Raw genomic sequence first — 11,669 nt, 5'->3', positions numbered from 1 at the left:
TTCATGACGGATAACGCTTCATTCTGCACCGTCGCTCCCCTCTCTTGACCCCCTTTCCGGGGGCCACCCTCCTCCGCAGAGGGGGGAGGGAAGCCGTACGGCCAGTTCAGCCTTACGCCGCCTTGCGCAAACCCGCAGCAGCCCGGGCCGCCTGCTCGATCGCCGCCGGATCGGGCGTACCGGGCTTCACCACCCAGCTGCCGCCGACGCAGAGCACCGACGGGATCGCCAGCCAATCCGGCGCTGTCGCCTCGGTGATGCCGCCGGTCGGGCAGAACCGCACCGCGCCGAACACCGCCGCGTGGGACTTCAACGCCTTGATGCCGCCCGCTGCTTCGGCCGGGAAGAACTTGAACCGGTCGAGCCCGTGATCCAGTCCGCGCATGATGTCGGCCGCGGTGGCGATGCCCGGCAGGTAGGGTACGCCATTGGCCTTGGCGGCGTCGGTCAGCGGCTCCGTGAGGCCGGGCGAGACGATGAACTCGGCCCCCGCCGCCAGGGCGTTCTCCAGATCGCGGGGGTTGAGCACCGTCCCGGCACCCACGACCGCACCTTCGACCCGGGTCATCTCCCGGATCACGTCGAGGGCGGCCGGCGTGCGCAGGGTGACCTCCAAGGCGGTCAGCCCGCCCTTCGCCAAGGCCTCGGCGATGGGCCGGGCCTGGGCGACATCGTCGATCACCAGGACCGGTATGACGGGCACGGAGCGCATCAGCGCGTCGATGCTGGTCAGATCGTTCATGGTCGGCAACTCCTGTCCTAAATTCAGAGGCCGGCGGCGGCGAGCATCGCGGAGGCGCCGCGCTCCGCCGTATCGGCCCCATGGCGCATGAACGCGAATAACTCGCGCCCGGTGCCCTGGCTGGGCGGCGGTGCTTCGGCTTCGGGTCGGGCGGCGAACTCGGCTTCGTCCACCAGCACTTCGAGCAGACCGTCGGCGGCGCTGAGCCGGACGATGTCGCCGTCGCGGATCCGGCCGATCGGTCCGCCGCCGAGCGCCTCGGGGCTGAGGTGGATGGCGGCCGGGACTTTTCCGGAGGCGCCGGACATCCGGCCGTCCGTTACCAGGGCAACCTTGTGGCCGCGGTCCTGCAGCACGCCGAGCGGCGGGGTGAGCTTGTGCAATTCCGGCATGCCGTTGGCCTTCGGCCCCTGAAACCGGACCACAACCACGACGTCCCGCTCCAGCTCGCCGGCCTTGAACGCCTTCAGCACCTCGTCCTGATCGGAAAACACCCGCGCCGGGGCCTCGATGGTCCGGCGCTGCTCCTCGACGGCGCTGGTCTTGAACGTCGCCCGTCCGAGATTGCCCTTCACCAGCCGCATGCCGCCATCCGGCTGGAACGGGGTGGCGGGCCGCCGGAGCATGGCATCGTCCAGGCTCTCCGACACGGCGTCCTCGAAAACCAATTCCTCCCCGTCGAGCTTCGGGTCGCGGGCGTGGTCGCGCAGCGACTGGCCCGCCACGGTGAGGATGTCGCCGTGTAGCAGGCCCGCATCCAGCAGCGCGGCCATCACGAAGCTCATGCCGCCGGCCGCGTGGAAGTGGTTCACGTCGCCCGCGCCATTCGGATAGACGCGCGCGATCAGCGGCACGGCGCTGGATAGCCGGTCGATATCCGCCCAGTCGATCACGATGCCGGCGGCGCGTGCGATGGCCGGCAAATGGATCGCGTGGTTGGTCGAGCCGCCCGTGGCGAGCAGGCCGACGGCCGCGTTCACGATCGCCTTTTCGTCGACGCAGAGGCCGAGAGGCCGGTAATCGTTGCCGGCGGCGCCGATCTCGGCGAGCCGGTGGATCGCCGCCCGGGTCACGGCCTGCCGCAGCTTGGTACCGGGATTGATGAAGGACGCGCCCGGCATGTGCAGGCCCATCATGTCCATCATCATCTGGTTGGAGTTGGCGGTGCCGTAGAACGTGCAGGTGCCGGCCGAGTGGTAGGAGGCGGATTCGGATTCGAGAAGTTCCGCGCGGCCGATCTTGCCCTCGGCGTAGAGCTGGCGGATCCGCTGCTTTTCCTTGTTGGCCAGCCCCGACGGCATCGGGCCGGCCGGGATCAGAATGGTCGGCAGGTGGCCGAAGCGGAGCGCCCCGATCAGCAGGCCCGGCACGATCTTGTCGCAGATGCCGAGCAAAGCCGCGCCGTCGAACATGCCGTGGCTGAGCGCCACCGCGGTCGAGAGCGCGATCGCATCCCGGGAGAACAGCGACAGCTCCATGCCGCTCTGGCCCTGCGTGACCCCATCGCACATGGCCGGCGTCCCGCCCGCAACCTGAGCGGTCGCGCCACGCTCGCGGGCGAACAGCTTGATCTGCTCCGGGTAGCGCCCGTACGGCTGATGGGCCGAGAGCATGTCGTTGTAGGCGGTGACGATGCCGATATTCATCGCGGTCCGCTCGTCGCGGATCGCCGCCTTGTCCTCGCCGGCGGCCGCGAAGCCGTGGGCGAGGTTGCCGCAGGCGAGCTTGCCGCGCCGGACCCCCGCCTCGCGCTCGCGGGCGATCAGGTCGAGATAGGCGCGTCGGGTCTCGCGGGAGCGCGTCACGACGCGCTCGGTGACCGCCGCGACCTCGGGATGAAGCTCGGTCATGCTGGTTTCTCCAGGCTCGGCGCAGGGCTACGTCGGTTGCCGGTACTTAAGCTGTGTGCCGCGGGATGTAACCCGGCCGGTGCCGAGACCCGCTCTGCCTCAATCCTCTGCCGGCGGCCGAATTCGTACGTCGCGTGCGGCCCCGACGCTGGCCGCAGTTGCCCCTCGCCCCGCTTGCGGGAAGAGGGCTCCGGCGACCTTGCCGTCGCCGGAGCGAGGCGGTAGCCGAAGGTGAGGGGGAGGCGCCGGAAGAGTCTTATCCCGTCGAGCTCCCTCACCGCCGCTCCGGCTACGCCTCCGCTTCCCGCACGGACGACGAGGTCCGTGCAGGCCTCTCCCCGCGTGCGGGGAGGGGGGATTCGGGGCAACCATGACGCCTCTTCAGCAAAGCCCCATCGTGAATTGCAGCGGCCCTCAATATTCCCAGAAGATCCGCTGCAGCTCCTTCGTGTCGCTCGTCTTGGTGAGCGCCACGGCCGCCAGGATCTTGGCCTTGGCGGGGTTCAGGTCGTTGGCGACCACCCAGTCGTACGTGTCGTCCGGCTGCTCGGCGTTGCGCAGCACGAGCCCATCGGGCACGCGCGACGAGCGGATGATGAGCGTACCCTTGGAGCGGATGTCCTTGAGCTTGTCGACGAGGTAGCCCGCCACCGAGCCGTTGCCGGTGCCGGCATTGACGATCGCCTTCGCGCCCGCCTGAACCTCCGCGTCGTAGACACCCGGGATCATGTTGCCCGAACCGTAGACGATCCCGACCAGCGGCAGGCTATCGATCTGGTCGATGTCGAACTCGGAGCTGGAGTTGTGCCGCTTGGAAAGCGAGCGGAAGAAGTATGTTTTGCCCTCGATGACCATGCCGAGCGGCCCCCACTGGCTGAAGAAGGCGCTGGGCACGACATTGGTCCGCTTGGTCACATCGCGGCCGGACTGGATGGTGTCGTTCATCGTCACGGTGACGCCCTTGCCGATCGCCTCCTTGCTCCCCGCCACGGTCACGGCGTCGAGGAGGTTGAGGGCGCCGTCGGCTGAGATCGCCGTGCCCGGCCGCATCGAGCCGACGACCACGATCGGCTTGTCGCTCTTCACGACCAGATCGAGGAAAAAGGCCGTCTCTTCCAGGGTGTCGGTGCCGTGCGTGACGACCACCCCGTCGACGTCGTCCTGCTTGAGGAGCTGCGAGACGCGCTTGCCGAGCTGGACCAGCTGAGCGTCAGTGAAGCTCTCGGAGGCAATCTGGAAGACCTGCTCGCCGCGGACGTTGGCGATCGTGCTGATCTGCGGCACGGCCGCGATCAGCTTGTCGACCGGCACCTTGGCGGCGGTGTAGGTCGCGCTGTTGGCGGCATCCGCGCCGGCGCCCGCGATGGTGCCGCCGGTGGCGAAGATCACGACGTTCGGCTTCCGGGTCGCGGCGGCCGTCCCGGACTCGGGCATCTCGCGCGCGCTCAGCGGGCTCGCCCCGCACAGGCTGGCCAGGGCCAGCGCGAAGGCCGCTCCGCGCAGGGAATGGGCCGCGCCGCTTCGGCAGGAAAACATGCGGTGATCCTCTAGCTCTGAAACGATGACGAGTCGGACTCGCCACGGCGATGGTAGCCGCACGGACTTGTCAGGCAAGGATCGTGCGGGCCGCCGCGGTTCACGCCGGCCTGGATCGTTACGCAAGCTCAAGCGTTAGAGCATGTCGCTCTCCGAACGGAGGTTCGCCCCATGCAGCATCTCGCCGGCCTGCTCGACGAACTGGAGCGGAGCGAGCCCGCCCGGGCCGCGATGGCAATCCTCGAAGGCTCACTCTCCCGTCGCTCAGAACAGGAGCAGGGTGCCTTCTGGCGCGCCGTCGACATTTACTACATCTCGCGCAAGGCGCCGCCGGAGGCGACCCAGGCCTTCGCGGTTGCACCGGACCTCGCTGTCGCTTCGTGACGCACGGGGCGGGTTCAGTGCTCCTTACGATTATGACGCACGCCCTTTTCCCAGATAGGTGAAGCAACAGCGGAACCTGATCTGGGATTCAGCATACGACGTGCCGCGTCAGCGGTACCGTTCATCCAGCTGGACGCTCCGTGCCATCGCGAGTTGATTCCCGGGCGCATTCCGCGGGCGCTGCATGCGCCCGGGAACGGGCCGGTGCAGGGCCCGGCAATGTGATGATGGCGAATCTTAGCGTGACACTTCGGGAAGATCTGCCCCGAGCGTAATCTCGATCGGCGCTCGTTCCTGTGGCTGCTCAGGCATTCGCAGGAACGACCGGCGGGAGCGTGCCGCCGGTCTCGGGCTCGTTGCCGGCGGAGACCGAGTCGCGGGTCTCGGGCATCAGCGTCAAGTACAGCACGAAGCCCAGGGCTGCGATGGCGGCGAGCGCCAGGAAGGCCGTCGAATAGCCAGCCGACACGATGATCACGCCGGCCAGCGTGGCGCTGAGCGAGGCGCCGATGCCCTGAGCCGTGGCGACGGCGCCCTGGGCGGTGTTGAAGCGCCCGCCGCCACGGGTCAGGTCGGACACCACGATCGGGAACAGTGCTCCGAAGATGCCCGCGCCGATCCCGTCGAGGAGCTGGACGCCCACCAGCCAGAACGGGTTGTCCGATAGGGTATACAGCACGCCGCGCAGGGCCAGCACCCCGAAGGCCGCCAGGAAGATCGGCTTGCGGCCGATCACGTCTGCCTTGGCGCCCACGAAGATCGCCACCGGCACCATCACGCATTGCGCCGCCACGATGCAGATGGCGATCAGCGAGGTCGCGTGATCCTTGCCCGACAGGTGCGTCAGGAGCTGGCCCACCGAGGTCAGCATGGCGGCGTTGGAGAGGTGGAAGATCGCGCACAGCACCGCGAACAGGAGCAAAGCCTTGTTCTGGAGCAGGGTGGCGAGGCCGGAGGGCTTCTCCTGCGGGGCTTCCTCCTCCCGGGTCATACCCCGCGCGAGGTCGTCGTCGATCGCGTCGGCCGGCACCATCAGCATGGCGCCGATGGAGCAGGCCGCCAGGATGCCCATCAGCCAGAACACCACGATCGGCCCGAAGAAGTAGGCCAACCCCCCCGCCACCGCGGCCGAGACCGCGTTGCCGGCGTGATTGAAGCCCTCGTTGCGGCCAATCCGCTTGGCGAACATTTTGGGGCCGACGAGGCCGAGGGTGATGGCGGCCAGAGCCGGCGGGAAGATCGCACCCGCGATGTGTGCGACCGATTGGGTCGCGGCCACGAGGTAGAAGTTGGAGATGAACGGCAGGACGAGGCAGCTCGCCGTCACCGCGATCGCGCCGCCGATCACCACGGCGCGCTTGTGGTTGGTCGCGTCGATGAAGGCGCCCGCGGGCGTCTGCGCCACGAGGCCGAGGATACCCGCGACGGTCATGACGAGGCCGGTGGTCGCCTCGTTCCAGCCCTGGTCCGGTCCGCGCACGGCGATGAGATAGATGGCGAGATAGGGGCCGAGCCCGTCGCGCACGTCGGCCAGGAAGAAGTTGAGCGCATCGAGGCCGCGCAGGGCCTTGGTCGAGGCGGTGCGGGTCTCCGCGTCGGCGCCCGTCGCGCCCGTCCCGATGCTGCTCATCCCGATCCGCCCCGATCACACCAAAGGGCCCGCCGGAATCCGAACGGCCCATCACTCGCGGTGCTCGACGTCCACGCGGATGTTCGGTTCCGTCACATAGGTGATCGTGGCCGCATCGGGGACGATTGCCTGCGGGACGAACGGGTTATTCGGTATCGAGGCTGGTCGAAGCGTCAGGATTCCCGACATCGCATGTCGGATCGGCCGACAGATCGAGGCACGGTGCGCCGAGGCCATAACGCTCGATCTTGGCGTAGAGGAGCTGGCGCTGGATCCCCAGCCGGCGGGCGGCGCCGGCCCGGTTGCCGTCGGTCTCGCGCAGGGCGGCCACGATCATGGCCCGTTCCAGGCGGGCGACGGCACCCGGTAGATCGCCGGACAGCCAATCGGCCGGCGGAGTATCGCCAGGCCGCCGGTCGGGCCGGTCGGGCCGGTCCGACGGGAGATCGAGATCCGCGGCCGCGATCACGCCGCCGCGGACCAGCACCGCCGCGCGCTCGACGACGTTGCGCAATTCGCGGACGTTGCCCGGCCAGTCGTGGGCCAGCAGGCGGGACGCGGCGCCCCGGTCGAGGCGCTTGCTCGAACGGGCGAGGAAATGTTCGGCCAGCGGGACGATGTCGGCAAGGCGCTCGCGCAGGGGCGGCAGGGCGATCGGTACCACGTTGAGGCGGTAGTAGAGATCGGCGCGGAACCGGCCCTCGGCGACGAGCGCCGGGAGGTCGCGATGGGTGGCGGCCAGCAAGCGGACATCGACCCGTGCCGAGCGGCCGCCCAGCGGCGTCACTACGCAGTCTTGGATGACCCGTAGGATCTTCGCCTGCATGGCGGCCGGCATGTCGCCGATCTCATCGAGGAACAGCGTGCCGCCTTCGGCGAGGTGAAAGGCGCCGGCCCGATCCCCGGTCGCGCCCCCGAACGCCCCCCGGACATGCCCGAACAGCTCACTTTCCAGCTGGTCCCCCGGAATCGCCGCGCAGTTCACCGGGACGAAGGGGCGTGCCCGCCGCCAGGAAAAGGCGTGGAGCGCCCGCGCAACCTCTTCCTTGCCGGTGCCGGTCTCGCCCTGGATCAGCACTGTCGAGGCGGTGTCGGCCACGAGCCCGATCGTCTTCTGAACCCGCCGCATGCCTTCGCTGGAGCCGACGAGGCCCGGATGGCCGGCCGGGGCATCCGGGACGGCGCCCGCCGGCCGGACCGTCTTGAGCATCGCCTCGAGGACGGAAGCGAGGTCGGCGCGACCGATCGGCTTGGTCAGGTGGTCATGGGCGCCCAGGCGCATCGCCTCGATGGTGTTGGCCGGGCTCGCGAACGCCGTCAGCACGGTCACGGGCGGCCGGTCCGGCAGCGCGCAGATCCGCTCCAGCACCGACATGCCGTCGAGGTCACCGGGCATGCGCAGGTCAAGGAGCACCGCGTCCACCGGGCCCACCTGCAGCCGTGCCAGCGCCTCCGAGCCGGACGCCGCCGGCAGCGGCCTGTGTCCGAGGTCGGCCACGGTTTCGGCAAGCCCCTCGCGCAGGGCCGGGTCGTCGTCGACGATCAGGATGGTTGCCATGGCAGATCCAGCAGGAAGGTGGTCTCCGACGCGTTCTCGTCCAGCCTGACCTCGCCGCGATGGGCCAGCGCGATCTCGCGCACGATCGCGAGCCCGAGGCCGGTCCCATCCGCGCGACCCGTGGCGAAGGGCTCGAACAGGGTGTCGCGGATCGTCGGATCGATCCCGGGGCCGGTATCGCTGACCCGAAGCCGCAGGCGGAGGGCGCCATCGACCGCGGCCCGTTCGGCGCCGAGGTCGACCCGACCACCGGACGGCGTGTTCTGGAGGGCGTTCAGGAGCAGGTTGTCGAGGGCGCGCGCGATCTGGGCGCGGTCGATATGCGGATGGTCCGCCTCGGGCAGTCCGGCCGCCGCGATCCCGATCCGCACGGCGCGCGCGGTCGCGAGATCCTCGTGCAGGCCGGCGCACTCCACGAGCAGCGGCGCCACCGCGGTCGGCGCCCGGTTGAGCGGGCGGACCTGCGTCAGGTTGAGCAGATCGCGCAGCAGCGTGTCCACCCGCGCGATCTGGCCGAGCACCGTGCGCAGGGCCGATGTCGCCCGGTCCGGATCACCGCTGACCAGGGCGTTCTCGGCCTTCAGCCGCATCGCGGCGATCGGGTTGCGGATCTCGTGGGCGATGCTCGCCGCGAGCCGGCCGACGGCCGCCAAGCGCTCGGCGGCCACGACCCGGCCGCGCGCCTCCCGCAGCCGTCCGCCCGCCGCGTTGAGGGCCTCGACCAGGCGGTCGAACTCCCGCTCGCCGGTGTGTTCGAGGCGCGGCAGGTCCTCGCCGTCCGGTCGCGCCGCCGAGAGGGCAGCCTCCAGCCGGGCGATCCGGTCGGAGAATCCATAGAGGAACCAGCCGAGAAAGGCCGCCGAGCCCAGGACCGTGGCGGTCAGGAACCCGAGCCCCGCGAGGAAGCGCGTGTAGGTCGGGCCGTCTTTGACATGGGCGCGACCCATGGCCCAGGCCGTCAGCCCGGGCTCCGGTCCGCGCAGGGGGCAGGCCTGGAGCAGGAGCACCTGCGTGCGGCTCGGCCGGTTCAGCGAGACGGCATGGCCGACGCGCAGGGCCTGGGCGTTCACGGTTGCGATCGTGTCGCGTTCGGCGACCGGGAGGTCGGTCTTCGGACCGGTCCCTTCATAGGTCGGATAGGCATAGGCGATCGACCCGTCCTGGGCGCTCCAGATCCCACCTTCAATCCCCGGTGTGCCGGCCAGCGCGGCTTCGACCACACCGGCGAGGTCGGATTCGGCAACGTCCCAGCGCAGGCCGACCCGGGCGGCGTACCGGTCGATGATCTCGCGGCAGGCCCGTCCCACGGTGATGTCCGCCCGGGCCACCTGGACGCCGGTCGACTGAGCGTAGACGCCGAACATCAGGTAGGCGGTCGCGATCGCCGAGGCGAGGAGCAGGATCCACAGGGCGAGGAGCCGGGCCCGCAAGCTGTAGGCCGTCACGGCGGCGCTCGGTCGAACACGGCTTCGAGTCCCCGCTGTGCCGCGCTGTCTTGCGCCGAACCGGTATCGGCTCCGGCGGAGAATACTCTAGATCCGACCCGTCGCCACCAGCTTACCGAGCACGGCATTCACGCGCGTCTGCCAGTCGGGGCCATTTCCCCGCAGGTATTTCACAGTCTTGGCATCCGGGCGGATTTTGACCTCCACCTTCGGCGATTCCGCTTTCGGCCGCCCGCGCCGGGCCGGCACCATCCAGGTCATGAAGGGCGCGTCCAGCAGCGGATTATCAGCGTGACGTTCGGCATCAAACCTGGCCATGATAGAACCTCACCGCGTGCTTCTCCGCCGGATGCAAGCTAATGGCCCGGATCGCATCCGCCTGGGAGCCTTCCGTGTAGACCAGCACGTGCGTGCGATCCCCGATCAGGCCGAGGGCGACGAACTGGACCTCCCCATCATCGAAGCGATCGTCTTCACGCTCCAACGCCGTATCCCAACCGAATTCTTCCGCGGCCACCAGGGATACGCCGTGCTTGATGACGTCGGCACGGTCCTTGGCCGGGCCGAACGCGATAGCCGCGATTTTTCGGACACCCAGAAAATCGGACGCGCAACATCGGCACCGGCTCCGTCAAGCCGGTCGCGGCCCGGTGCAGGCGTGCGCATCGCAGCATGCACCGAGAGTATCGTTCTCAAAAGCCGGTGCCCGGCTAAGGAACGATAATACAAGGGCAGAGGTCCGGAGCATCGTGCCGGTTCCGATTCCGGCCAAGATGTCTTAAGGTGCCGGACAGGACTGCGAGGCAGCGGAGCTTTCCGCTGTACGGACGGGTTCTTCAGGGCTGTTGCCGATCGTCATGCGCTCGGGACCGCCACCAGCAGGCTCCGACGGAGACGGACCGTGTCCCAGGCGCTCGTGAATCGAGAGGCGCTCGACGAGCTCAGCGCGGTGATCGGACCGGAGAAGCTCGGCCGCATCGTCGATCGGTTCCGCCTCAGCCTCGCCACCGCCTTCGCGGAGGGGGACCGCACCGCGGCCGACTACGGACGCGAGGCCCACACGCTCGTGTCGATGTCGGGCATGCTCGGTTGCGACGCGCTCTCGCAGGCCTGCCGCGTGGTCGAGGAGAATGCCGCCGCGGGACACGACCTGGCGGAGCCCCTGGCTGCCGTGCGGATGCTGCGCGATCGGACGATCCCGGCCCTGCAGGATCTGACCGCCGTCACGCCCGGCGCCGGTCAGCCGGCGATGACCGCTTCGAGCGGTGCCTCGAACGTCAGCACCGCCCCTTCCGGCGGATAGGTCAGCTGCGCCGATCCGCCGAAGCCGTGGACGAGGCTGCGGGCGATGAGGCGGGTGCCGAACCCGCTGCGGGTCGGCGGCGTCACGGGCGGGCCGCCCCGTTCCTCCCAGCGGAAGCGCAGCCGCGAGCCGCCCTCCGCGTCGATCACCGTCCATGTGATGCCGACCTTGCCGCCGGCCACCGAGAGGGCGCCGTACTTGGCGGCGTTGGTCCCGAGTTCGTGCAGCATCAGCGCCAGCGTCAGCCCGTGGCGCGGTCCCAGGGTCAGGTCGGCACCCTCGACCCGGAACCGATCGGTCAAGCCATCGTCGTGCAGCGAGATCGCCCCCGCGACCAGGCCGACCAGGGAGGCTCGGGCGAATGAGCCCTGGAGCAGGACGTCGTGGGCCTTCGCCAACGCCAGCAGGCGCGCCGCCAGCGCCTCACCGGCGGCTTCCAGCGAGACCGCGTTGCGCATGGTCTGCGCCGCAACCGCCTGGACCATGGCCATCGTGTTCTTCATCCGGTGCGCGAGTTCCTGCATCAGCATCGTCTGATGCGCCTCCGCGAGCTTCAACTCGCTAATGTCGCGCGACACCGTGAGGATTCGTTCGGGGCTGCCGGGCGTCGCGCCGATCGGCGTTACGGCTACGTCCCACCACCGGATCTCTTGGACGGACTCGATCCGCGCCTGGAAGCGGCTCGGACGACCGAGGCGTGCCCGGTCGAGGGCACCGGCCGCCGCCTCACGATCCTCCGGCCGTGTCCACACGTCGATCCAGGGGCGGCCGATCACCTCCGCCTCGTCCTGAACACCGGACAGGGCGGGGCCGTCCGCCGCGGCGGTGATCAGGTATCCGTCGTGATCGAGCAGCTCCAGGTAGTCGTTGCAGGCCGATGGCCTCGGTTCGGCCAGCGGCGCCCGGGCCTCGGGCGCTGCGGTCAGCGGCCGCTCGGCGGCGACCCGGCCGGCCTCGATGCGGCTCGCGGCCTCGATGATGCGGCCGAGGCGGCGGCTGCGCTGCCGCTCCCGGTCGGCCTGCGCGCTCGCCTGTGCCAGCAGATCGCGCAGTCGGGCATTCTCCGCTTCGAGCATGTCGAGGCGCCGCTCCGCCCCATTGGTCCGCGGCAGCACGATGACCGCTTCCATCGTTTGCCCCCCCTCGTCCACCCGGCGGCTCGTCCACCCGGCGGCGCGCCCACGCGCGGCGCAGCAGGCCACCGACGCGCAGACGCGGCGA

General features: G+C 69.7%; 11 protein-coding genes. 2 read left to right on the top strand and 9 right to left on the bottom strand.

Features of this window, described 5'->3' with window-relative positions; genetic code table 11:
* Positions 1–112 precede the first annotated feature (112 nt).
* The 3 genes from eda to OXS49_RS22105 form a co-directional block, all read right to left on the bottom strand.
* Positions 113–742 (bottom strand): bifunctional 4-hydroxy-2-oxoglutarate aldolase/2-dehydro-3-deoxy-phosphogluconate aldolase, encoded by a 630-nt coding sequence (eda, locus tag OXS49_RS22115; RefSeq protein WP_267426724.1) that lies wholly within the window; start codon positions 740–742, stop codon positions 113–115.
* A gap of 23 nt (positions 743–765) precedes the next feature.
* Positions 766–2,592 (bottom strand): phosphogluconate dehydratase, encoded by a 1,827-nt coding sequence (gene edd / locus OXS49_RS22110; RefSeq protein ID WP_267426722.1) that lies wholly within the window; start codon positions 2,590–2,592, stop codon positions 766–768.
* Between the two features lie 414 nt (positions 2,593–3,006).
* Positions 3,007–4,128 (bottom strand): asparaginase, encoded by a 1,122-nt coding sequence (locus OXS49_RS22105; protein ID WP_267426720.1) that lies wholly within the window; start codon positions 4,126–4,128, stop codon positions 3,007–3,009.
* 171 nt (positions 4,129–4,299) lie between these two features.
* Here OXS49_RS22105 and OXS49_RS22100 point away from each other — a divergent pair, with 171 nt between their 5' ends.
* Positions 4,300–4,512 (top strand): hypothetical protein, encoded by a 213-nt coding sequence (locus tag OXS49_RS22100; protein ID WP_267426718.1) that lies wholly within the window; start codon positions 4,300–4,302, stop codon positions 4,510–4,512.
* Positions 4,513–4,816: 304 nt separating this feature from the next.
* Here OXS49_RS22100 and OXS49_RS22095 read toward each other — a convergent pair whose 3' ends face one another.
* From OXS49_RS22095 to OXS49_RS22075, 5 genes are all read right to left on the bottom strand, one after another.
* Positions 4,817–6,142 carry an MFS transporter gene (locus OXS49_RS22095; RefSeq protein ID WP_267426716.1) on the bottom strand — a complete coding sequence of 442 codons (1,326 nt, stop codon included), beginning with the start codon at positions 6,140–6,142 and terminating at the stop codon, positions 4,817–4,819.
* Positions 6,143–6,287: 145 nt separating this feature from the next.
* Positions 6,288–7,700, bottom strand: coding sequence for a sigma-54 dependent transcriptional regulator (locus OXS49_RS22090; RefSeq protein ID WP_267426715.1), 1,413 nt, complete (start codon positions 7,698–7,700; stop codon positions 6,288–6,290).
* Positions 7,685–9,145, bottom strand: coding sequence for a HAMP domain-containing sensor histidine kinase (locus OXS49_RS22085; protein ID WP_267426714.1), 1,461 nt, complete (start codon positions 9,143–9,145; stop codon positions 7,685–7,687). Before OXS49_RS22085 ends, OXS49_RS22090 begins: the two co-directional genes overlap by 16 nt.
* A gap of 87 nt (positions 9,146–9,232) precedes the next feature.
* A complete protein-coding gene (locus tag OXS49_RS22080; RefSeq protein WP_267426713.1) occupies positions 9,233–9,463 on the bottom strand; it encodes a BrnA antitoxin family protein in 231 nt (76 codons plus the stop codon).
* Positions 9,450–9,719: a BrnT family toxin gene (locus OXS49_RS22075; RefSeq protein WP_267426726.1), complete on the bottom strand. Its 270-nt coding sequence runs from the start codon at positions 9,717–9,719 to the stop codon at positions 9,450–9,452. The genes OXS49_RS22080 and OXS49_RS22075 overlap by 14 nt, the downstream gene beginning before the upstream one ends.
* Before the next feature lie 327 nt (positions 9,720–10,046).
* Here OXS49_RS22075 and OXS49_RS22070 point away from each other — a divergent pair, with 327 nt between their 5' ends.
* Positions 10,047–10,448, top strand: a complete 402-nt coding sequence (locus OXS49_RS22070) for an Hpt domain-containing protein (protein ID WP_267426712.1) — start codon at positions 10,047–10,049, stop codon at positions 10,446–10,448.
* Here OXS49_RS22070 and OXS49_RS22065 read toward each other — a convergent pair.
* The gene (locus OXS49_RS22065) at positions 10,385–11,578 is read right to left on the bottom strand and encodes a PAS domain-containing sensor histidine kinase (RefSeq protein ID WP_267426711.1); all 1,194 of its coding nucleotides are present in this window, start codon (positions 11,576–11,578) and stop codon (positions 10,385–10,387) included. The genes OXS49_RS22070 and OXS49_RS22065 overlap by 64 nt on opposite strands.
* Between the last annotated feature and the right edge of the window lie 91 nt (positions 11,579–11,669).

This window comes from Methylobacterium sp. GC_Met_2 (assembly GCF_026540795.1).
Lineage (GTDB): Bacteria > Pseudomonadota > Alphaproteobacteria > Rhizobiales > Beijerinckiaceae > Methylobacterium.
The sequence above is the reverse complement of the archived record's forward strand: the minus strand, read 5'-3'. Positions and strand labels throughout refer to the sequence as shown.